The following is a 21,174-nucleotide window of genomic DNA, read 5'->3' as shown; positions in this document are numbered from 1 at the left end:
TCGAGATTCGACGCCGGGGAGTTGTTCGGACACCCGCCTCCCGGGGCCAATCAATTGCCTGACCTGCGGCTGGGACATAGTTCACCCGCCCGTCACAGCGCCGTCGCACAGCTGTCGAGCGCTACCTCAGGAACGCCGGAGACACCGCCGCGCCGCTGATCCGCCGAGCCCCGCCCGTGCCGTCCGCCGGCACGCTGTACAGATCGGCGCCGTAGTCACCCGGCATGGCGTAGACGATCGTGTGGTCGTCGCGCCAGACGGCCTGGTCGTCGACGCTCCTCGGCTCCGCCAGTGATGTCTCGCGCATCGTGCGGAGGTTGAGGACGTACAGATGCCAAGGGGCGTCCTTCGGGAGGCCCTTCACGCGTTTCTTGTACGCGATGCGCGTGCCGTCGGGGGAGAGGGACGGGCATTCGACGTTGGTGTGGAGGGTGGTCACCGTCCGCGTGCGCAGGTCGCCCCGCACCAGATACGTGCTGCCCTTCGTCGCCAGCGTCGCGTAGAACGTGCGGTCGTCCGCCGCGAAGGTCACGCCCCAGAAGTTGACGTCGGCGGACCGGTAGGCGTGGCCGTCCTTGAGGATGCGGAACGACTCCAACGTCGGGATCAGCTTCCCCGTCCTCGTGTCCACGATCGCCGCTCGCGTCGAGAAGTTCGTCCCCGCGTATGAGTCGCCGCCGACGAATGCCGTCCAGGCCGCGAAATGGCCTGTGGGGGAGACGCGGGCACGGGAGGGGATGCCGGGGACGTCGTAACGGGCCGTCTCCTTGAGGTGGGCGTCGAGGATCAGCGCGCGGTACGTGTCCGTGACCGTGCCGTGGACCGCCTGGAGGCAGACCCCGGTGCCCGAACTGGCGTAGAAACGGAGGCACTTGAGGCCGGAGGCGGTGCGGGGGCCGGCGGGGGTGGCGGCGGGGACCGTGGTGAGTTCGTCCCGGTGGGGGCCCCAGGCCATGTTGCGGAACACCATGGTGCCGGGCGCGGTGAGCGTGATCCTGCCCGCGGTGATCTTCGGGCCGCCGGGCTGGGTCTCGTTCCGTCGCTCGGCGCGGGCCGACGCGTGCAGGACCGAGGCCACCGCCACTACGGCGAGTGCGGCCACGGCGGCGACGAGGACCAGGACGCGGTTGCGCAGGGTCATGAGGCGGGCTCCAGAACTGATCGGCCGGGGCGGAGCGTCAGGGCAAACACCGCGCAGACCGCCAGCGCCACCGCCGACGCCATGAGCGCCGTACGGTCGCCCCACAGCGTCCACGCCGCACCGAAGCCCAGCGAGCACACGAACCGTGCCGCCGCCTGGCCCGTCTGCACCAACGCGAGCCCCGACGAACGCAGTTGCTCCGGCACGCTGTCCGAGGCCGCCGCCATCAGCACGCCGTCGGTCGCCGCGTAGAAGGCGCCGTGCAGGAGGAGGACGGCGTAGGGGAGGGCCGTGCCGTGCCAGGAGGTCAGCAACAAGGCGTACGCCAGGAGTAGGGCTCCGTGGCCCGCCAGGAACACCCGCCAGCGGCCGACACGGTCCGCGAGCCGGCCCAGCGGTACGGCCAGGAGCAGGAACGCCGCCGCCGTGCCCAGCGGCAGCAGCGCGAACCAGCGGTCGGGTACACCGAGTCGCCGTTGCAGGAGCAGGTAGACGAAGGAGTCGCTGACCGTCGCGAGGCCCAGGAGGAGCGCGCAGACGGTGATACGGCGCAGGTCGCGGCGGGCGAGGAGGGCGAAGGCGGCGCGGAGCGTCGGGCGTACGGCCTTCTCACCCACGGCCTTCTCACCCACGGCCTTCTCACCCACGGCCTTCTCACCCACGGCCTGTTCCCCTACGGCCCTTTCCCGTACGGCCTGTTCCCCTACGGCCTGTTCCCCCACGACCTTCTCCCGTACGGCTTTCTCCGTGCGGGGCGCGGCAGTTGGCGACGACCCCGGCACGAACAGCACCAGCACCAGGACGCCGACCACCGCCACGCAGAAGCTCACCGTGAACACCGCGTCGTACCCGTCGACCGTCGCCCGGAGGATCAGGAACGCCACCAGCGGGCCGAGCAGCGCGCCCGCCGTGTCCATCGCGCGGTGTACCCCGAAGGCACGACCCCGGTTCTCGGGGGTGGAGGAGAGGGAGATCAGCGCGTCGCGCGGTGCCGTGCGCAGGCCCTTGCCCGTGCGGTCGGCGGCGAGGACCAGGCCGATGGGGGTGAGGGTGTGGGCCAGGAGGAGGAGCGGTTTGCAGGCCGCCGAGATGCCGTAGCCGATGCCCGCGACCCACTTGTGCCGGCCGCCGCCCCGGTCGGCGAGGTGGCCGCCGGCCAGCCGGACGAGTGCCGAGAAGCCGTTGTAGATGCCGTCCAGGAGACCGAAGCCCAGCGGGGACAGGCCGAGGCCCGTCACCAGGTACAGGGGGAGGACCGCGGTCACCATCTCGGACGACACGTCGGTGATCAGGCTGACCGCGCCGAGGGCGAAGACGGTGGGGGCGACTACGGCGGACACCCGCGCCGTACTACGGGCAATACCCGTAGTACCTCCGGCAATGCCCGTAGTACTCCCGGCACTTGGGTCGGCGTCGGCGCGGCTGTCCGCCACGTACATCTCAGGACGCCCAGATGCCGGTGATGTCCGCGGCCGAGGCCGCGTTGCCCGCGTGGGTGGTCAGGCCCTGGGAGTCCTCCAGGGTCCGCAGCAGGTTGTAGTGGTTGTACGTGGTCGAGGACGTCGAACCGGCCGTCACCGGCTGGCCGTAGAAGACCGTCGGGATGCGGTTGCCGCTGAGCAGGTTGTCCTCGTCGAAGGTGACGACGAGCAGGCTGTTGTGGGTCTTGGCCCAAGTCGCGTACGCACCAAGGTTGTTCTTCAGCCAGGTGTCACCGGTCGCCACCGAGCAGTCGTGCATGTCGCTGCACAGGTTGGGGGTGACGAAGGAGATGTCGGGGAGGGCTGTGTAGTCCGTCGGGAACTGCGTGAACGTCTTCGCCGTGGACGTCGCGACGTTGGAGAACCCGAACCAAGGGTTGTGCTTACGCGCGTAGTTGCCGCTGCTGCACGTCGTCGAACCCTGGCTCGGCAGCGTCTCGTTGTAGCTTGCCCAGGTGCCGCCCGCAGCGGTCACCTCGGAGGCGAGGTTCGCGGCCGAGGAGAAGCCCGCCGTGTAGCAACTGTCGCCGGTGATGCCCTGGGTGGAGCCGGAGAACAGCGCGAAGTAGTTCGGCTGGCTCGGGTGGGTGATCCCGTACGACTGGGTGAGGGCGGCGCCGCCGGACGCGAGCGAGTTGATGTAGGGGGCACTGGAGGAGCCGATGACCTGGCTGTAGGCGTGGTTCTCCATCACGACCACGACGACGTGGTCCGGGGTCGGCACCCCGGCCGCGGCATGGGCGGTGGCAGCGGTGCCGAACCCGGTCCAGACCCCGACGGCGGCTGCCGAGAAGGCGAGCGCGGACGCCACGAGGGCGCGACTGCGGCGGTACACGGAACTGGCGGGACTGGCGGGGCCACCGGAACTGCCGGGACCGCCGGACACTTCTTCACTGCCGGACACATCTACCTCCGGGTGGGGGGAGAACGGGGGTGACGGTGCGAACTGAGCATGCACACGCCAAGATGCCCGCACCCCACCGCTCCCAACCCGGCGGATGAAGAAGTGGTGAACTACTGCTGGTGGTGAACCACTGCTGCTGAAGCTGGTGAACTACTCCTGCAGCGCCGCCAGTTGGGCCAGCACCTGGTGCAACGGCTCGGCGGCCCGCTTGCGGTACTCCTGGATCGCCCAGCCGTTCCCGTCCGGATCCTTGAAGTACATGAACGTCGCCCCGTCCTGCGGCGCGAACTGCACCGGCTCGCTCACCTCAAGACCGCGCGCGGTCAGTTCGTCGTAGGCCGCCTTCGCGTCCTGCACGCACAGCTGCATGCCGTGGTATGTCCCTGGCTGCGGAGTTCCGGTCGGGATCTGCAAGCCGTCCACGAGGGCGATGGAACACCCGGACCCGGGCGGCGTGAGCTGCACGATGCGTACGCCTTCCATCACCTCGCCGTCGAGATCCACATGGAAACCGACTTTGTCCTGGTAGAACTCCTTGGCCCGGTCCACGTCGGAGACCGGGAGCAGGATCACTTCGAGGGTCATGTCCATGGAACGACTCCTTCGTCGTCAGTACGTCACTCGGATCGACATCGCGTCTGATCGCCATCGCCATCGCCATCGCGTTCGGCTGAACGGCCTCCCCCCTACCGAAACCGAAAACGGTCCGGGGCGCCACAGCTGATACGAAAACGCGGATCGCCGGCCAGGGAGCGCGCCCGGCGCGGGAACCCGTCGGTCGCCCGGTCAGACCGCCTCCGCTTCGGCCCCCGCCTCCGGGAACACGCGAGCCACCGCGGCGACGCGGCTGGAGACGCCGAGCCGGTCGAAGGCGTTCTCCAGATGCTTGCGGACGGTGCTGGTCGACACGACGAGCTGCTCGGCGATCTGCGGGGTGCTCATACCGCGGGCGACGCAGCGCAGGACATCGAGTTCGCGACGGGTCAGCCGCACCGGGGAACGGCGTCGGAGGGCGGCTTCCTGGTAGAGGGCGTACAGGTGCGGGGCCAGCAGACCGAGCGTGGTCATCTCGTGGTCGTTGAACGGCTTCGGGTCCTTGCGGAAGAACTGGTAGACGCGGGTACGGCCCGGGGCGGTGGGCAGCGCGACGGCGGCGATGCACTTGAACGGGCGCAGGTGCTCCGTGTAGATCGGCAGGCGCATCAGCTCGCGCAGGGACATGAAGTCGGTCAGCTGCGTGACCTGGGGGCTGGTGTGCACCCGCGCGACCTCCACACACTGCAGATGCTGGTGCCGCCAGCGCCAGTAGCCCTCCAGCGTCGCGTCGCCGCCCACGTCGCCCCAGTCGTCGTACGGCGTCTCCTGCTCGTTGACGTGGATCCGGGTCGGGACGTCCAGCTCGGAGAAGCAGGCGCAGTCGCAGGGCACCAGACGCTGCAGACCGAGCAGCAGGGACTCCGGCGGTACGGCGTCGGAGGCGCCCTGCCTGGCCTCCTCCAGGAGGTCCGCCATCCGCCGCAGATGGACCTCGGCTGTCGTGAACGGTGGGGTCATGGCGGCCTCCAGATGGCCGGTTCTCGCCTGCCGCGAATCTACGCCCGGCCCTGTCCCGGAGCGCCGGAGATTCGTCAAATGCCGAATGGGTTACGCCCGTTGATGCGCGCACTGTCGACTCAGACGGCCGCTCCGGCCGCGCAGGACACGGAGGCAGCTCATGCGTTCCCATCCACGCCATCCACGCATCCATGACGGACGCGCCCACCCACGCCCCCATCGCGCCGCGGCCCTCGTCGCGGGCGCCGCCGCCCTCACCACCACCCTGCTCGCGACCGGCTGTTCCGGCCCGGCCGCCACCACGGCGGCGCAGGACACCACCTTCGACGCCGTCGCCTTCCGACTCGGCCCCCGCGGCGACGTCCAGCTCTCCGGACCCTCCCGTACGGCGATCACGCCGGCCGGGTCCTACCCGGTCACCGCGGGCCGCGCCCACCTCTTCACCCAGCCCGTCGGCTCGCTGCTGGTCGTGCTGCGGCACTGGCCGGACACCGGTACGGAGCGGGCCTCGCGCGGGCGGGCACGCCGGATGCCGCCCCTGGAGGAGGCCGCGGTCGAGACCGGGTTCCTCGTCGACACCGAGGGCTGGGCGCGGGCCGAGCTCGACGGACATCCGTTGCAGTGGCTGCGCCACGCCACGCTCCGGATCGACACCACGAACACCGCCGCCGGAGACCTCGCCCGGCTCACCCTGTCCGGGCCGCACGGGGGTCGGCCCGGACAGCCCACGCCGCCGCCCGACGACGAGGCCTGCGCGCGGCTCGACCGCCGGACCGACCGCAGCGTGGTCCTCCCGGCGGTGGAGGCCGGCACGCCGGTCGGGACAGCGCTGGCGAGGCTGCGGAAGCAGTGCCTCGACGTCCAGTACGCCTCCCTGCCCGGCACCGGGCGCCCCGGCACGGTCTCCCGCGCCCTGATTCCGCTTGCCGGACGCCCGGACTCCGCGGCGGTGCTGCCGTCGGACGGCGGCGCCGACGGGCCGGGGGACACGGTGCTGGTGGATCCCGCCCGCCCCGCCACCCTGGTGGTGGCCCGCTGAAAGCACGCTCCCGCCCCGGCGCTTCTGTCAGTGTCTCCGGTTAGGCTCGGGCCCATACGACCTTGATCGGACGGGAGGCCGAGGATGACGGCGCCGGGGCGCAGGAGCAGCACGTTCACGCGACTGCTGCGGCACGGTTTCACCGATCCCTCGGCCGCCGAGCGGCTCTTGGAGAGCGCGGAGCTGGCGCCGATAAGGAACGACCCGGTCCTGCTGGAGGCCCTGGGCGCCACCGCCGACCCCGACCTGGCCCTTCAGGGTCTGGTACGGCTGCTGGAGGCACAGCCCGAGGACACTCCCCGCCGCGAGCTGCTGGACACCCTGATCGCGGCGAAGCCCTTGCGCGACCGGCTGCTCGGGGTGCTCGGCGCCTCCGCCGCCCTGGGGGATCACCTCGCCCGGCATCCGCGTGACTGGCACGCCCTCGTGATGTACGAGCCGCGTGACCTCCACCCCGGGGTGGAGGAGTTCGAGCGCGGGCTCGCCGAGGCCACCGACCCGGTCGCCCTGCGCGTCGCCTACCGCCGCTGCCTGCTGTCCATCGCCGCCCGTGACGTGTGCGGCACCACCGACCTCGCCCAGACCGCCGCCGAACTCGCCGACCTCGCCACCGCCACCCTCCGCGCCGCCCTCGCCATCGCGAGCGCCGCCGCGCCCGACGACGCCGCGCTGTGCCGGCTCGCGGTGATCGCGATGGGCAAGTGCGGTGGCCACGAGCTGAATTACGTCTCCGACGTCGACGTCATCTTCGTCGGCGAGGCCGCCGAGGGCGCGGACGAGGGCAAGGCGGTCCGCGCGGCCACCAAGCTCGCCGCGCACATGATGCGGATCTGCTCCGAGACCACCGTCGAGGGGTCCATCTGGCCCGTCGACGCCAATCTCCGCCCCGAGGGCCGCAACGGCCCGCTGGTCCGCACCCTCGCCAGCCACCTCGCCTACTACCAACGCTGGGCCAAGACCTGGGAGTTCCAGGCCCTGCTCAAGGCCCGCCCGGTGGCCGGCGACCTCGCGCTCGGCGCGGAGTACGTCGACGCGCTCGAACCCCTCGTGTGGAAGGTGGCCGAGCGCGAGAACTTCGTCACCGACGTGCAGAAGATGCGCCGCCGAGTCGTCGAGAACATCCCCGCCGCCGAGATCGACCGCGAACTGAAACTCGCCCCCGGCGGCCTGCGGGACGTCGAATTCGCCGTCCAGCTCCTCCAGTTGGTGCACGGCCGCGCCGACACCTCGCTGCGCAGCGGCACCACGCTCGTCGCCCTTGAGGCCCTCGCCGCCGGCGGTTATGTCGGCCGCGAGGACGCCGCCCGCCTCGACGACGCCTACCGCTTCCTGCGCACGATGGAACACCGCATCCAGCTCTACCGGTTGCGCCGCACCCACCTCGTCCCCGTCGAGGAGGCCGACCAGCGCCGCCTCGGCCGCTCGATGGGCCTGCGCACCGACCCCGTCGCCGAGTTGAACCGCGAGTGGAAGCGCCACGCGACCGTCGTACGACGCCTGCACGAGAAGCTCTTCTACCGTCCACTGCTCGACGCGGTCGCCCAACTCGCCCCCGGCGAGACCAGGTTGAGCCCCCAGGCGGCCCGCGAACGGCTGGTCGCCCTCGGCTACACCGACCCCGCGGCGGCCCTCCGCCACATCGAGGCCCTCGCCTCCGGCGTCACCCGCAAGGCCGCCATCCAACGCACCCTGCTGCCCGTCCTGTTGGGCTGGTTCGCGGACTCCGCAGACCCGGACGCGGGCCTCCTCAACTTCCGCAAGGTGTCCGACGCGCTCGGCAAAACCCCTTGGTACCTACGGCTGTTGAGGGACGAGGGCGCCGCCGCCGAGAACCTCGCCCGCGTCCTCTCGGCCGGCCGCCTCGCCCCCGACCTCCTCATGCGCGCCCCCGAAGCGGTCGCCCTCCTCGGCGACGGAGACGGCGGCAGCGGCCTCGAACCCCGCGAACGCGCCCACCTGGACCAGGAGATACTGGCCGCGGTCGGCCGCGCCGACGACGCCGTCCAGGCCGTCACCTTCGCCCGGGGCGTCCGCCGCCGCGAACTCTTCCGTACGGCCGCCTTCGACATCGTCGGCTCCTACGGCACCGAGACCCAGCCCGCCGAGGCCGACCAGGGCGCCCTCGTCGACCGGGTCGGCGGCGCCGTCTCGGACCTCACCGCCGCGACCCTCGCCGGCACGTTGCGCGCGGTCGTTCGCGCGGGCTGGGGCGACACCCTCCCCACCCGCTTCGCCGTCATCGGCATGGGCCGCTTCGGCGGCCACGAACTGGGCTACGGCTCCGACGCGGACGTCCTGTTCGTGCACGAACCCCGCGAGGGCGTGCCCGAGCGGGAAGCATCCGAAGCCGCCAACAAGGTCGTCTCCGAGATGCGGCGGCTGCTTCAGGTCGCCAGCTCGGACCCGCCGCTGCTGATCGACGCGGATCTCCGTCCGGAGGGCAAGTCGGGCCCGCTCGTACGGTCGTTGAACTCCTACGAGGCGTACTACCGCCGGTGGTCCCTGGTCTGGGAGTCGCAGGCGTTGTTGCGGGCCGAACCTGTTGCCGGGGACGAGGAGTTGGGGCGGCGGTTCATCGAGCTGATCGATCCTCTGCGGTATCCGGCGGAGGGGCTCGGGGATGACGCGGTACGTGAGATTCGGCGGCTGAAGGCTCGGATGGAGTCGGAGCGGTTGCCTCGCGGGGCTGACCCGACGTTGCACACCAAGCTGGGGCGTGGAGGGCTGTCCGACGTCGAGTGGACCGTGCAGCTCATGCAGTTGCGGCACGGGTGGAGCGAGCCGGGGCTGCGGACCACGCGTACCCGGGCGGGGCTCGCTGCGGCTTGTGCTGCCGAGCTGATTTCCGTCGAGGACGCCTCGATACTGGACGAGGCTTGGGTGTTGGCCACGCGGGTTCGTAACGCGGTGATGCTGGTGCGGGGGCGGGCGGGCGACACGTTTCCGTCCGACCCGCGTGAACTGACTGCCGTGGGGCGGTACTTGGGGTACGGGCCGGGGCATGTGGGGGACATGCTGGACGACTATCGGCGTACTACTCGTCGGGCACGTGGTGTGGTGGACGTGTTGTTCTACGGGGCCTAGCCGGATGACGCGCCGCGCTGGTGCTGTTCGATGAGTTCTTCGGCCACGACCTCAACTCACCGATGCACCAGGCGCCAATACCAAACCGGCTGCCGAGAGGAAGTCCTCAAGGCTGATGACACCGCTGCCCGTGCCGTCGTCCCATTCGACCAGGAGTCCCGAGAGGCCCTCGTTCCAGGAGTCCGGCGTGTCGGTATCAGGGTCAGGATGCCACTCGACGCAGCCTTCACCGTGCCGGAACCGGAGATACAAGTACTGGCCGTCCGCTGTCCAGGCATCCCACTGCGACGGGCAGGCGGAACACGTCTGCACAACCCGCACCAGTTCCCGGCCCCCGTCTGCATCCATCCGGTGATGGTCGCGCACTGGCAAAACCCGTGCAATCGACTTCAGACCGTTGTCACAGCCGCGTCGACAAGCGGCCGGACGCACAGCAGGGATCGGCCGGACAGCTCCTGGCGGGGCAGTTGTACGGTGCGCAGATGTCCTTGCCACGGTCCGTCTCGCGCCCGCTGACCCGATACGGTCCGCCGCGCCCGGGCGGCCTGCGGCGTCGGCCATGGTGGCATCGTGCATGGGGGCTGAGCGCGGTGCTCTTGGGCGCTGTCGCAATGCTGTGGGCGGTCGGTGGTTTCACTGCCCTACCCGCGGCAGTGGGGGAGGAACGGGGATTTCTCTCCGCGGTCCCGTGCACCGAGGCCGGAGCCGGCGCCGGCCCGGGGGATTGCCTGCACACCGTACGAGCCACTGTGACGGGAACAGTGATCCAGCACTCCGGGAGAGAGGATACGTACCGGCTCAGGCTGTCGGGTCCCGCTCCGGCATCCGGCTCGCTCGACATGGGTTCTGCGGGCCCCCTTCTGAAGCGGTTGCACCCAGGGGACCAGGTGAGCGTCACCGTGTGGCGACACTATGCAACTGCCGTCAGCCTGGGCGGTCTCACCCAGGAGACCAACGACAACCCCGTGGGTGACCCGGACATCGACACTGCTCTGGCGCTGGGGGCGCTGGCCTGCGGAACGTACCTGCTGTGGGCCGGTGGCTTCGCGCTGCTGGGAGCGCGCGGTGCCGCCGAGCGCGGCTTGCCGGCTTCCCTGGTCCCGTTGGGCAGGACCACGGTCGGCGCGGCGCTGGTGGCGTGGCCGGCCTGTCTTGTCGGCGTCGGCTGGGGAGGACCTGTGGCGGTGGTGGCGGCCTGGCTGGTGATGCTGCCGGTGGTCGGGTGGATCGTTGCGGTACGAGAGCGCCACGCCAGGCGCCGCTGAGCGGCTCGGGCCGGGCCCCTGAAGGCCGCCCGCACCGTCGCGTCGCCAACGCTGAGGCCCGACTCCAGTCGATGGAAGCCGAGTTGTGAGTTCCCGAGCCGTGGCCACGAGATTCGACACGTGCGCCTGCGTCTTCCGCGGCACCGTCACCGTGGCCTTCGATCAGCCTTTGGCTCAAGCCGTGGTCACTTGGCCTGCGTGACAAGATCTGGGCGTGACGACGTTGTTCCTGACAGTTGGCCTGCCCGGGGCCGGAAAGACCACGAGGGCTCGACAACTGGCCAAGGAGCGCAGCGCGCTGCGGCTGACGCCGGATGAGTGGATGCTCCCGCTGTTCGGTGACCCGCAACCGGCCGGGAAGCGCGATGTGCTGGAAGGACGGCTGCTCTGGGTCGGGCTGGAGGCGCTGAGACTGGGAACGAACGTGATCCTGGATTTCGGCTGCTGGTCTCGTGACGAGAGGTCCGCGATCCGCTGGTTGGCGATGTCTGTCGGCGCGTCCTGTCGACTCGTGTACGTGCCGGTGGACCTTGAGACCCAACGCACTCGGATCGCCCACCGCCGGTCGACCACCCCTGATCAGACCTTCGCGATGAGCGAGGCGGACCTCGTGCACTGGCGGACGCTGTTCGAGGAGCCCGACGCCACGGAACTCGACGGACATGAGGTAGGAGGTCCGCCTCCTGGGTGGGCGGGATGGCTGGACTGGGCCGCCGATCGGTGGCCATCACTCGCGTGACTGTCCGGCCGACCTCGGTGCGGCCCCACAAATCGACACAGCCCCGCGACCGTTAAGCAAAAGCCTTCACTGGTGAGCGGTGCCTTGTAAAAGCGACGCTCACCAGGACCACCGCCATGCCTGCCATCACCCGCAGTCCCACCCTCTCGTCGAGCAGCACCGCGCCCAGCGTCACCGACACAACTGGCAGTAGATATCCGACCGTTGCCGCGCTCGTCGCGCCTTCGTCCGCTATCAGGCGGTAGTTGAGGTAGAAGGTCACGCCGGTGCCGAGGACGCCGAGGGCGGTCACCGCGAGCAGGGCCGTGAGGTCGGGGTGCACTGGGCCGGAGGCCGGTACGGCGAGGGTGGTCCAAGCCGTCGCCGCCATCAGTTGGGCCGCCGAGACGGCCAACGGGGCCTGGCCGGTGGTGAGTTTGCGGGCCATGTACGCGAAGGCCACGGCGTAACTCGCGGCGGCGCCCAAGAGGGCGAGGGCGCCCCAGGTGAGGAGGCCCGAGCGGTGCCAGGGGGCGAAGATCAGGACCGTACCGGCGAAGCCGAGCAGGAGTCCGGTCAGGCGGGTTCTGCCGAGGCCTCGGTCGGTGCCCAGCGCGATGCCGATCAGCAGGGACCACAGGGGAGTTGTGGCGTTCAGGACGCCCGCGACGCCGGAGTCGACGGTCTGTTCGCCGACGCTGAACAACGCGAACGGGATGGCGTTGCAGAACAGGGCGGCCACCGCGAGGCGGCCCCAGGTCGCGCGGTCGCGCGGCAGGCGCTGACCGGCCGAGCGGGCCAGGGCCAGTAGTACCAGGGTGCCGAGGGCGCAGCGGGTGATCGTGATCTGAGCGGGGGAGAGGCCGTGGTTCAGGGCGAGTTTGATCCAGAGGAAGCCCGACCCCCACAGGAGGGCGAGCACGGCCATGCGGACTGTCGAGGCGGGCTGCATGGGTCCACGGTCGGGCAGCTGGACCGTACAGGACAAGCGAATGATTCTACAGTGACTGTTAACCTGCGCTACATGCTTGATGTGCGACGCATGCAGGTACTACGGGCTGTGGTCGGGTGTGGGTCGGTGACCGCTGCGGCGGCCCGGCTCGGGTACACGCCCTCCGCCGTCAGCCAGCAGGTCGGGGCGCTGGAGAAGGAGGCCGGGACCGCGCTGCTTGAGCGGGTCGGGCGCGGGGTGCGGCCCACGGCGGCCGGGTTGCTGCTCACCGGGTACGCGGACGCGATCGGGCGGCAGGTCGCCGAGGCGGAGACGGCCCTGGCGGACCTGGTGGCAGGGCGTACGGGACGGCTCGCGGTCCGCTACTTCGCCACCGCCGGTGCCGCCCTGGTCGCCCCCGCCGTGGCTCGGCTGCGCGCCGAACACCCCGGAGTCCAGCTGGAGTTGAAGCTCACCGACCCCGAGGATCCGCTGCCCGAGGTGAAGGAGGGGCGGGCGGACGTCGCGCTCGTGGTCGGGGCGTCCAGGGCATCCGGGGGCCACGAGGGCGTACGGCTGGTGAAGCTGCTCGACGATCCGTATCTCGCCGTACTGCCCAAGGGGCACCGGCTGGCCGCGCGGCGGAGCGTGGAGCTGGGGGAACTGGCCGAGGAGCCGTGGGTCGGCAGCGAGTGGCCGGGGCCGTGTCTCGACGCCCAGCTCGACGCGTGCGAGGCGGCCGGGTTCCGGCCCCGGTTCGCGGTCGAGAGCGAGGACTACGTGACAGCTCAGGGTTTCGTCGCGGCGGGCCTGGGGGTTGCCCTGATTCCCCGCCTGGGGCTCGGCAGCCGCCATCCCGACGTAGTCGTACGGGTCGTACGGGATCCGGAGCCGGTGCGGACCATTCACGCGGCCGTCCGCGAGACGGCACCGCCACAGCCGGCGCTACGGGCGTTTCTGCGGGCGCTGCGGGACGCGGCGAACGAGGGCTGAGTGGGTCGGGTGAAGTCAGCGGCTGGGGCTCGGCAGCCGCCGTCCGGACGTGGTTGTACGGGTCGTACGGGATCCGGAGCCGGTGCGGACCATCCACGCGGCCGTCCGCGAGACGCTGCGACCGCGGGGTGAACGGGCCGGGTGAAGTCAGCTGGGGTTCGGCAGTGCGCCCCAAAGGGGCGCGGGGAAGTGCGCGGCCAGCCACGATGGCGCGGCACCCGAACGACGACCCATTGCGGCCCCGGCGGAGCCGCACGCACCCAGTAGAGCGCTCACGCCTTCGTCGGCAGCCAGGCCCCCCTCGCCCCCCGTACCGCCACCGTCCTCGGCAGGGCGTACGGAAACGCGCCGTACCAGAGGCGGGAGACCGTGAAGCCGAAGGTCAGGCAGAGCATGCCGCCGACCGCGTCGAGCCAGAAGTGGTTGGCCGTGGAGACGATGACCATGAGTGTCGCCGCCGGGTACAACAGGCCCATGATGCGGACCCAGGGGAGTTTCGCCAGGGTGAAGATCGTCAGGCCGCACCACAGGGACCAGCCGATGTGCATGGACGGCATCGCGGCGTACTGGTTCGACATGTGTTTCAGGTCGCCGGAGGCCATCGACCCCCAGGTCTGGTGGACCATGACCGTGTCGATGAAGTGGCTGCCGTTCATGAGGCGCGGCGGGGCCAGCGGGAAGAAGTAGTAGCCGACCAGGGCCACGGCCGTGGTCGCGAAGAGGACGAGGCGGGACGCCGCGTACCGGCCCGGATGACTGCGGAACAGCCACACCAGGACACCCAGCGTGACCACGAAGTGCAGTGTGGCGTAGTAGTAGTTCATGCCTACGATCAGCCAAGTCACCGAATTCACGGCGTGGTTGACCGACTGCTCGACGGCGATGCCGAGATGGTGCTCGACGCGCCAGATCCAGTCGGCGTTGCGCAGTGCCTGGCCCCGCTGTTCCGGAACCGCGTTGCGGATCTGTGAGTACGTCCAGTAACTCACCGCGATCAGCAGGATCTCGAACCACAGCCGGGGCCGGCGCGGAGTGCGCAACCGGCGCAATCGACGCATGAAACCCTGCCCCGCGGCGTCCGCGACGGGGCTCGGAACGGCTTCTTCACGGCCTTCCAATGTCGTCACGGTGGTCTCACCCATAGACACGAAGTCTGCCAGAAAAGGCTTCCGCGACCGATCATCCCTTGGTCGGGTCCGGCGCGCATGTTCTACGACGAGAAGAGGCCTCGGACTCCTACCAGCGCACTGGACACGGCCGCGTTTCCTCCCCCTTAGGGACGATTCAGGAAGGAGTCAGGGACGGTTCCGGTCCCCGGGCGCCGAAGCCGTGGACCCGCGCACCACCAGCTCCGGCATGAACACGAACTCACTGTGCGGGGCGGGCGTCCCGCCGATCTCCTCCAGCAGCGTCCGCACCGCCGCCTGTCCCATCGCCGGCACCGGCTTGCGGATCGTCGTCAGCGGCGGGTCGGTGAACGCGATCAGGGGGGAGTCGTCGAAGCCGACCACGGAGACGTCCTTGGGTACGTCGAGACCCCGCTGCCGGGCCGCCCGGATCGCGCCGAGCGCCATCATGTCGCTCGCGCACACCACCGCCGTGCACTCGCGGTCGATCAACGCGGCGGCGGCGGCCTGCCCGCCCTCCAGCGTGTACAGCGAGTGCTGGACCAGCCGGGTCTCCACATCGTCGGCGGTCAGGGCCAGTTGGTCCTGCATCGCGCGGACGAAGCCCTCGATCTTGCGTTGCACGGGTACGAACCGCTTGGGGCCGAGGGCCAGTCCGATGCGGGTGTGGCCGAGCGAGACGAGATGCGTGACGGCGAGGATCATCGCCGCGCGGTCGTCGGGGGAGATGAACGGCGCCTGCACCTTCGGCGAGAAGCCGTCCACGAGCACGAACGGCACGCCCTGCGCCCGGAGTTGCTCGTAGCGCTGCATGTCGGCGGAGGTGTCCGCGTGCAGTCCGGAGACGAAGATGATGCCCGCGACCCCGCGGTCGACGAGCATCTCGGTCAGCTCGTCCTCCGTGGACCCGCCCGGGGTCTGGGTGGCGAGCACCGGCGTGTAGCCCTGCCGGGTCAGTGCCTGGCCGATGACCTGCGCCAGGGCGGGGAATATCGGGTTCTCCAACTCCGGTGTTATCAGGCCCACCAGGCCCTCGCTGCGCTGTCGCAGCCGTACCGGACGTTCGTAGCCGAGCACGTCGAGCGCGGCGAGGACGGACTGACGGGTGGTGGCGGCGACGCCAGGCTTGCCGTTGAGGACGCGGCTGACGGTCGCTTCGCTCACCCCCGCCTGGGCGGCGATGTCGGCAAGCCGTGTGGTCACGGGAGTGGACTGTACCGGCCGTCGGCGCGCTGCGGGTTGCTGCGTCATCGCGATCCCTTGTGTTCTGGCCGGCTTCTGGTCGGCGTACGGCGTGCGGCAAGAGCTTGCAGAGTCTTGCACAAGTGTCCCCCTGCCCGCTCAGCCGCGCCAGTACTGGGTTTCGCGGGGGTCGAGGAGAGGTCACGGACGGGTAACTCTCGGGCCGTCTTGCAGTTTTTTGCAGCAAGGACTTTCGCCGCGCTTGCATCGCTGTTACGTTCGGCGACGCCCGGCGGACGCAACGGCGCAGTCGGCAAGTCGACAGGGTGGCGGACGGGACCGCCGCCCTGCACCTCACGGGCTTTCACCCTCAAGGAGAACTCATGCGGCGTGGCATAGCGGCCACCGCGCTGGTGGCGTCCATCGCCCTCGCGGCGACGGCCTGCGGCGGCAGTGACAGTGGCAGCGGCAAGTCCGACGGGCCCGTCACCATCACCTGGTGGGACACCTCGAACGCCACCAATGAGGCACCCACGTACAAGGCCCTGATCGCCAAGTTCGAGGCGGCCAACAAGAACGTCAAGGTCAAGTACGTCAACGTGCCCTTCGACCAGGCGCAGAACAAGTTCGACACCGCCGCCGGCTCCAAGGGCGCCCCGGACGTGCTGCGTTCCGACGTCGGTTGGACCCCCGCCTTCGCGAAGAAGGGCTACTTCCTGCCGCTCGACGGCACCGAAGCCCTCGCCGACCAGGCCAAGTTCAAGTCGAACCTGATCACGCAGGCCCAGTACGAGGGCAAGACGTACGGCGTGCCGCTGGTCACCGACACCCTCGCGCTCGTCTACAACAAGGCCCTCTTCAAGCAGGCCGGCATCACCCAAGCGCCCACCACCTGGGACGAGTTGAAGGCCGACGCCGCGAAGGTCAAGGCCAAGACCAAGGTCGACGGCTACTGGGGCTCCACCCAGGCCTACTACGCGCAGACCTTCCTCTACGGCGAGGGCACCGACACCGTCGACTCCTCCGCAAAGAAGATCACCGTGGACTCCGCCGCCGCGAAGAAGGGCTACGGCACCTGGCTGAGCCTCTTCTCCGGCACCGGCCTGCACAAGGCCGACACCACCGCGGACGCCTACGCCCACATCCAGGACGCGTTCGTCACCGGCAAGGTCGCCGCGATCATCCAGGGCCCGTGGGAGATCACGAACTTCTACAAGGGCTCGGCCTTCAAGGACAAGTCCAACCTCGGCATCGCCACGGTCCCGGCCGGTTCCACCGGCAAGTCCGGTGCCCCGACCGGCGGTCACAACCTCTCGGTCTACGCCGGCTCGGACGCGGCGCACCAGAAGGCGTCCCTGAAGTTCCTGAACTTCATGACCTCGGCCGCGTCCCAGACGACGATCGCCCTGAAGAACTCGACGCTGCCGACCCGCGACGACGCCTACACCGCCGCGGTCAAGGCCGACCCGGGCATCGCCGGCTACCAGAGCGTGCTCGGCTCCGCCCAGCCGCGCCAGGCGCTCGCCGAGTACAGCTCCCTCTGGAACCCGCTGGACACCGAACTGCCCAAGATCGCCGGTGGCAAGGAGTCCCTCGACAAGGGCCTGAGCAACGCCGAGTTGGCGATCGCCAAGCTGGTCCCGGACTTCAGCAAGTAGCCCCGAGTGGCCGTCGGATCCGCCGGGCAGGACAGCTGGGGGGACGGATCCGGCGGCCATCGGCACGCGCCGCCGTAGCCCGCGCACTTGCCGTAGCCCTCGAACTCGCCGTACCCGCTTGAACCTCCAGAAGGTCTTCCAGAAGGTGTCGAACGAACCATGACAGTCGCCATCGACCGCGCGACCGGCAAGCGCCACGGTGACCGCGCCCCCCGACCCGGCCCCGGCAGCCGCCTCAAGTTCGCCTACCAGAAGCACTGGTACGCGTACGCGATGATCATCCCCGTGGTCGTCGTGCTCGGCGTCCTCGTGCTCTACCCCCTGGCGTACGGCCTGTACTTGACGCTCACGGACGCCAACAGCCTCAACACCGCGCGCACGATCGGCGTCAACCACATCGACGCCACCTACAAGTTCATCGGGCTCGACAACTACAAGGACATCCTGTTCGGCCCGACGTCGTACGACCGCTTCTGGTCGCACTTCATCTGGACGATCGTCTGGACCGCGCTCTGTGTCGCCCTCCACTACACGGTAGGCCTGGCGCTGGCGCTGTTGCTGAACCAGAAACTGCGCGGCCGCACCCTGTACCGCCTGATCCTGATCCTGCCGTGGGCCGTCCCCACCTTCGTCACGGTCTTCGGCTGGCGCTTCATGCTCGCCGACAGCGGCATCATCAACTCCGCGCTGCACAGCCTGCATCTGCCCCAGCCGGACTGGCTGGAGGACACCTTCTGGCAGCGGTTCGCCGCCATCATGGTCAACACCTGGTGCGGTGTGCCGTTCATGATGGTCTCGCTGCTCGGCGGCCTCCAGTCCATCGACACCTCGCTCTACGAGGCCGCCGAGATGGACGGCGCGAGCCCCTGGCAGCGCTTCCGCTACGTCACTCTCCCGGGCCTCAGATCGGTCAGCTCCACCGTCGTCCTCCTCGGTGTGATCTGGACCTTCAACCAATTCGCGGTGATCTTCCTGCTGTTCGGCAACACCGCGCCCGACGCCCAGATCCTGGTCACCTGGTCGTACTTCCTCGGCTTCGGCCAACAGCCGCGCGAATTCGCCCAGTCGGCCGCCTACGGCATCCTGCTGCTGGCCATCCTGATCGTCTTCACCTCCTTCTACCGCCGCTGGCTCAACCGCAACGACCAACAGCTCGCGATCTGAGGCAGGAGTCCCCATGAGCACCACGACACCACCGCAACGGACCCGCCGCCGGGGCGAGTTGAGCCGCGCCGGCACCCTCGGCGCACACGGCATCCTGATCGTCGCGAGCCTGATCGCGCTCTTCCCGATCGCCTGGCTGGTCTTCCTCTCCCTCGGCCCGGACTCGGACGACTATCTCCACCCGGCCGGCATCTGGAAGAAGATGACGTTCGACAACTACTCGTTCGTCCTCCAACACACCGGATTCTTCGACTGGTTGAAGAGCTCGCTGATCGTCTCGTTCGGCACCACGGTCATCGGCGTGACCATCGCCGCGAGCACCGGCTACGCGGTGTCGCGCATGCGCTTCCCCGGCTACCGGAAGTTCATGTGGGTGCTGCTGGTCACCCAGATGTTCCCGATAGCGGTACTCATCGTGCCGATGTACCAGATTCTGGCCGACCTGCAGCTCATCGACAGCTACCTTGGTCTCATCCTCGTCTACTGCTCGACCGCCGTGCCCTACTGCGCCTGGCTGCTCAAGGGCTACTTCGACACGATCCCGTTCGAGATCGACGAGGCCGGACGCGTCGACGGGCTGAACCCCTTCGGCACGTTCCTGCGACTGATCCTGCCGCTCGCCAAGCCGGGCCTGGCGGTCGCCGCGTTCTACAGCTTCCTCACGGCCTTCGGCGAGGTCGCGTTCGCCTCGACGTTCATGCTGTCCGACACGAAGTACACGTTCGCGGTGGGGCTTCAGACGTTCGTGAGCGAACACGACGCGCAGCGGAACCTGATGGCGGCGACGGCGGTGTTGATCGCGATACCGGTGGCCGCGTTCTTCTATCTAGTCCAGAAGAACCTGGTCACCGGCCTGACGGCGGGTGGAACCAAGGGCTAAAAATGCCGGTTCGAACAGCGCCCCTGAAAGGGGCGCGGGGAACGGCGCGACCAGCCCCCACTCAGCCGCACCCAAAACTCGAGGCGGCCGTGACGTCCATCCGACCCCGCTGACATCACGGCCGCCTCGTCACCAACTCCCCATGACCAAACCCCAGTTACGCACCAAGGACGCCATGACCCAGCAGCACTCGGCCATCGCCCCGACACCGAACCCCGCTCAAGCCAAGCGCAGCGACCGGCGCGGCGACTGGTGGAGGGACGCGGTGATCTACCAGGTCTATCCGCGGAGCTTCGCCGACAGCAACGGCGACGGCATGGGCGACCTGGAGGGCGTCCGCGCCCGCCTCCCGTACCTGCGCGACCTCGGCATCGACGCCGTCTGGCTCAGCCCGTTCTACGCCTCCCCGCAGGCGGACGCGGGCTACGACGTCGCCGACTACCGTGCCGTGGACCCGATGTTCGGCAACCTCCTCGACGCGGACGCGCTGATCCGGGACGCTCACGGACTCGGCCTGCGCATCATCGTCGACCTCGTCCCCAACCACTCCTCGGACCAACACGAGTGGTTCAAGCGGGCGTTGAGGGAGGGCCCCGGCTCGCCGCTGCGGGAGCGCTACCACTTCCGCCCCGGCAAGGGCGAGCACGGCGAACTCCCGCCCAACGACTGGGAGTCCATCTTCGGCGGCCCGGCCTGGACCCGGGTCACCGAACCGGACGGCTCGGCGGGGGAGTGGTACCTGCACCTCTTCGCGCCGGAGCAGCCGGACTTCAACTGGGAACACCCGGCGGTGGGCGACGAGTTCCGCTCGATCCTCCGCTTCTGGCTGGACATCGGAGTGGACGGCTTCCGCATCGACGTGGCCCACGGCCTCGTCAAGGCGGAGGGCCTGCCCGACCTCGGCTCGCACGACCAGCTCAAACTCCTGGGCAACGATGTCATGCCGTTCTTCGACCAGGACGGCGTGCACGACGTGTACCGCCAGTGGCGCACGGTCCTCGACGAGTACGCGGGAAATGAGTTGGGGCCCGAAGGGCCTTCCTTGGAAGGGCGGGGGCGGGAGACGGGCGGGCGCATCTTCGTCGCCGAGGCATGGACCCCGACCGTCGAACGCACCGCGAACTACGTCCGCCCGGACGAACTCCACCAGGCCTTCAACTTCCAGTACCTGTCGACCGATTGGGACGCGGCGGAACTCCGTACGGTCATCGACCGCACCCTGGAGGCCATGCGTCCCGTCGGCGCCCCCGCCACCTGGGTCCTCTCGAACCACGACGTCACCCGGCACGCCACCCGCTTCGCCAACCCGCCCGGCCTCGGCACCCAGATCCGCACGGCGGGCGACCGGGACCTGGGCCTGCGCCGAGCCCGCGCCGCCTCGCTGCTGATGCTGGCGCTGCCCGGCTCGGCGTACATCTACCAGGGCGAGGAACTCGGCCTGCCCGACGTCGTCGACCTCCCGGACGAAGTCCGCCAGGACCCCGCGTACTTCAGGGGCGCGGGCCAGGACGGCTTCCGTGACGGCTGCCGGGTGCCGATCCCGTGGACGCGCGACGGATCGTCGTACGGCTTCGGAAACGGCGGGAGTTGGCTGCCGCAGCCGGACGGCTGGGGCGAGTTGAGCATCGAGGCGCAGACGGGCACGGCCGGCTCGACGCTGGAGCTGTATCGGGCCGCGCTGGCCGCCCGCCGTACCCAACCCGACCTCGGTGCGGGCGACTCGGTGGAGTGGCTGCGGGCGCCCGAGGGCGTACTCGCCTTCCGGCGCGGGGAGTTCGTGTGTGTCGCGAACACGAGCGGGGAGTCGGTGACGACACCGGCGTACGGTCGTCTCCTGCTCGCGAGCGGTGAGGTGACGGAGGCGGACGGCGAGGCGAAGCTGCCCGCCGATACGACGACATGGTGGACAACCACACCGTAACCACCCCTCAACTCCCGCTCCGCCACTGGAAGTTCTTGCATCAACTTCACACGGCCCGCTGCCCTTTTGGGCGGCGGGCCTTTAACATCTGGGCGACCGCAAGGTTTCCATGAAGTTTCAGCAAGAACCTTC

18 protein-coding genes are annotated in these 21,174 nt (G+C 69.6%); 9 read left to right on the top strand and 9 right to left on the bottom strand.

The features are described 5' to 3' along the window. Window positions 1-121: 121 nt before the first annotated feature. The 5 genes from OG588_RS13675 to OG588_RS13655 form a co-directional block, all read right to left on the bottom strand. Window positions 122-1,141, bottom strand: coding sequence for a TolB family protein (locus OG588_RS13675; RefSeq protein WP_405947509.1), 1,020 nt, complete (start codon window positions 1,139-1,141; stop codon window positions 122-124). Beyond that, window positions 1,138-2,580, bottom strand: coding sequence for an MFS transporter (locus OG588_RS13670; RefSeq protein WP_405947508.1), 1,443 nt, complete (start codon window positions 2,578-2,580; stop codon window positions 1,138-1,140). Before OG588_RS13670 ends, OG588_RS13675 begins: the two co-directional genes overlap by 4 nt. A gap of 1 nt (window position 2,581) precedes the next feature. Next, window positions 2,582-3,457: an alkaline phosphatase family protein gene (locus OG588_RS13665; protein ID WP_405947507.1), complete on the bottom strand. Its 876-nt coding sequence runs from the start codon at window positions 3,455-3,457 to the stop codon at window positions 2,582-2,584. Window positions 3,458-3,676: 219 nt separating this feature from the next. Continuing rightward, window positions 3,677-4,117 (bottom strand): VOC family protein, encoded by a 441-nt coding sequence (locus tag OG588_RS13660; protein WP_405947506.1) that lies wholly within the window; start codon window positions 4,115-4,117, stop codon window positions 3,677-3,679. 195 nt (window positions 4,118-4,312) lie between these two features. Continuing rightward, entirely contained in the window at window positions 4,313-5,080 is a 768-nt protein-coding gene (locus OG588_RS13655; RefSeq protein ID WP_405947505.1) for a LuxR C-terminal-related transcriptional regulator, read from the bottom strand. Between the two features lie 160 nt (window positions 5,081-5,240). Between OG588_RS13655 and OG588_RS13650 the strand changes: the two genes are divergently transcribed. Next, window positions 5,241-6,119 carry a hypothetical protein gene (locus OG588_RS13650; RefSeq protein ID WP_405947504.1) on the top strand — a complete coding sequence of 293 codons (879 nt, stop codon included), beginning with the start codon at window positions 5,241-5,243 and terminating at the stop codon, window positions 6,117-6,119. 84 nt (window positions 6,120-6,203) lie between these two features. Further along, window positions 6,204-9,203 carry a bifunctional [glutamine synthetase] adenylyltransferase/[glutamine synthetase]-adenylyl-L-tyrosine phosphorylase gene (locus tag OG588_RS13645; protein ID WP_405947503.1) on the top strand — a complete coding sequence of 1,000 codons (3,000 nt, stop codon included), beginning with the start codon at window positions 6,204-6,206 and terminating at the stop codon, window positions 9,201-9,203. A gap of 51 nt (window positions 9,204-9,254) precedes the next feature. On the opposite strand, the gene OG588_RS13640 is transcribed toward OG588_RS13645, so the two are convergent. Further along, on the bottom strand, window positions 9,255-9,551 hold the full coding sequence (locus OG588_RS13640; protein WP_405947502.1) for a hypothetical protein: 297 nt from the start codon (window positions 9,549-9,551) through the stop codon (window positions 9,255-9,257). A 551-nt stretch (window positions 9,552-10,102) separates the two neighbouring features. Between OG588_RS13640 and OG588_RS13635 the strand changes: the two genes are divergently transcribed. Further along, window positions 10,103-10,468 carry a hypothetical protein gene (locus OG588_RS13635; RefSeq protein WP_405947501.1) on the top strand — a complete coding sequence of 122 codons (366 nt, stop codon included), beginning with the start codon at window positions 10,103-10,105 and terminating at the stop codon, window positions 10,466-10,468. 214 nt (window positions 10,469-10,682) lie between these two features. Then, entirely contained in the window at window positions 10,683-11,207 is a 525-nt protein-coding gene (locus OG588_RS13630; protein ID WP_405947500.1) for an AAA family ATPase, read from the top strand. Between the two features lie 52 nt (window positions 11,208-11,259). On the opposite strand, the gene OG588_RS13625 is transcribed toward OG588_RS13630, so the two are convergent. Next, the gene (locus OG588_RS13625; protein ID WP_405947499.1) at window positions 11,260-12,138 is read right to left on the bottom strand and encodes a DMT family transporter; all 879 of its coding nucleotides are present in this window, start codon (window positions 12,136-12,138) and stop codon (window positions 11,260-11,262) included. Between the two features lie 72 nt (window positions 12,139-12,210). Between OG588_RS13625 and OG588_RS13620 the strand changes: the two genes are divergently transcribed. Further along, window positions 12,211-13,110 carry a LysR family transcriptional regulator gene (locus tag OG588_RS13620; protein ID WP_405947498.1) on the top strand — a complete coding sequence of 300 codons (900 nt, stop codon included), beginning with the start codon at window positions 12,211-12,213 and terminating at the stop codon, window positions 13,108-13,110. Window positions 13,111-13,382: 272 nt separating this feature from the next. Here OG588_RS13620 and OG588_RS13615 read toward each other — a convergent pair whose 3' ends face one another. Continuing rightward, a complete protein-coding gene (locus tag OG588_RS13615) occupies window positions 13,383-14,252 on the bottom strand; it encodes a phosphatase PAP2 family protein (RefSeq protein ID WP_405947497.1) in 870 nt (289 codons plus the stop codon). A 153-nt stretch (window positions 14,253-14,405) separates the two neighbouring features. Then, window positions 14,406-15,440 carry a LacI family DNA-binding transcriptional regulator gene (locus OG588_RS13610; protein ID WP_405947496.1) on the bottom strand — a complete coding sequence of 345 codons (1,035 nt, stop codon included), beginning with the start codon at window positions 15,438-15,440 and terminating at the stop codon, window positions 14,406-14,408. A gap of 362 nt (window positions 15,441-15,802) precedes the next feature. On the opposite strand from OG588_RS13610, the gene OG588_RS13605 reads away from it, so the two are divergent. The 4 genes from OG588_RS13605 (at window position 15,803) to OG588_RS13590 (ending at window position 21,042) form a co-directional block, all read left to right on the top strand. Next, window positions 15,803-17,077, top strand: coding sequence for an extracellular solute-binding protein (locus OG588_RS13605; RefSeq protein ID WP_405947495.1), 1,275 nt, complete (start codon window positions 15,803-15,805; stop codon window positions 17,075-17,077). A 159-nt stretch (window positions 17,078-17,236) separates the two neighbouring features. Continuing rightward, entirely contained in the window at window positions 17,237-18,241 is a 1,005-nt protein-coding gene (locus OG588_RS13600) for a carbohydrate ABC transporter permease (RefSeq protein WP_019064832.1), read from the top strand. Between the two features lie 13 nt (window positions 18,242-18,254). Next, on the top strand, window positions 18,255-19,121 hold the full coding sequence (locus OG588_RS13595) for a sugar ABC transporter permease (protein WP_405947494.1): 867 nt from the start codon (window positions 18,255-18,257) through the stop codon (window positions 19,119-19,121). 175 nt (window positions 19,122-19,296) lie between these two features. Beyond that, window positions 19,297-21,042 (top strand): glycoside hydrolase family 13 protein, encoded by a 1,746-nt coding sequence (locus OG588_RS13590; protein WP_405953116.1) that lies wholly within the window; start codon window positions 19,297-19,299, stop codon window positions 21,040-21,042. The last annotated feature ends 132 nt before the right edge of the window (window positions 21,043-21,174 follow it).

This window comes from Streptomyces prunicolor, assembly GCF_045162825.1.
GTDB lineage: Bacteria > Actinomycetota > Actinomycetes > Streptomycetales > Streptomycetaceae > Streptomyces > Streptomyces prunicolor.
This window is presented reverse-complemented; position numbering and strand designations above follow the sequence as displayed.

Coding starts and splice junctions, on each gene's coding strand:
- OG588_RS13675 (WP_405947509.1), bottom strand. CDS start 1,141: ATGACCCTGCGCAACCGCGTCCTGGTCCTCGTCGCCGCCGTGGCCGCA.
- OG588_RS13670 (WP_405947508.1), bottom strand. CDS start 2,580: ATGTACGTGGCGGACAGCCGCGCCGACGCCGACCCAAGTGCCGGGAGT.
- OG588_RS13660 (WP_405947506.1), bottom strand. CDS start 4,117: ATGGACATGACCCTCGAAGTGATCCTGCTCCCGGTCTCCGACGTGGAC.
- OG588_RS13655 (WP_405947505.1), bottom strand. CDS start 5,080: ATGACCCCACCGTTCACGACAGCCGAGGTCCATCTGCGGCGGATGGCG.
- OG588_RS13650 (WP_405947504.1), top strand. CDS start 5,241: ATGCGTTCCCATCCACGCCATCCACGCATCCATGACGGACGCGCCCAC.
- OG588_RS13645 (WP_405947503.1), top strand. CDS start 6,204: ATGACGGCGCCGGGGCGCAGGAGCAGCACGTTCACGCGACTGCTGCGG.
- OG588_RS13640 (WP_405947502.1), bottom strand. CDS start 9,551: ATGGATGCAGACGGGGGCCGGGAACTGGTGCGGGTTGTGCAGACGTGT.
- OG588_RS13625 (WP_405947499.1), bottom strand. CDS start 12,138: ATGCAGCCCGCCTCGACAGTCCGCATGGCCGTGCTCGCCCTCCTGTGG.
- OG588_RS13620 (WP_405947498.1), top strand. CDS start 12,211: ATGCTTGATGTGCGACGCATGCAGGTACTACGGGCTGTGGTCGGGTGT.
- OG588_RS13615 (WP_405947497.1), bottom strand. CDS start 14,252: ATGGGTGAGACCACCGTGACGACATTGGAAGGCCGTGAAGAAGCCGTT.
- OG588_RS13605 (WP_405947495.1), top strand. CDS start 15,803: ATGCGGCGTGGCATAGCGGCCACCGCGCTGGTGGCGTCCATCGCCCTC.
- OG588_RS13600 (WP_019064832.1), top strand. CDS start 17,237: ATGACAGTCGCCATCGACCGCGCGACCGGCAAGCGCCACGGTGACCGC.
- OG588_RS13595 (WP_405947494.1), top strand. CDS start 18,255: ATGAGCACCACGACACCACCGCAACGGACCCGCCGCCGGGGCGAGTTG.
- OG588_RS13590 (WP_405953116.1), top strand. CDS start 19,297: ATGACCCAGCAGCACTCGGCCATCGCCCCGACACCGAACCCCGCTCAA.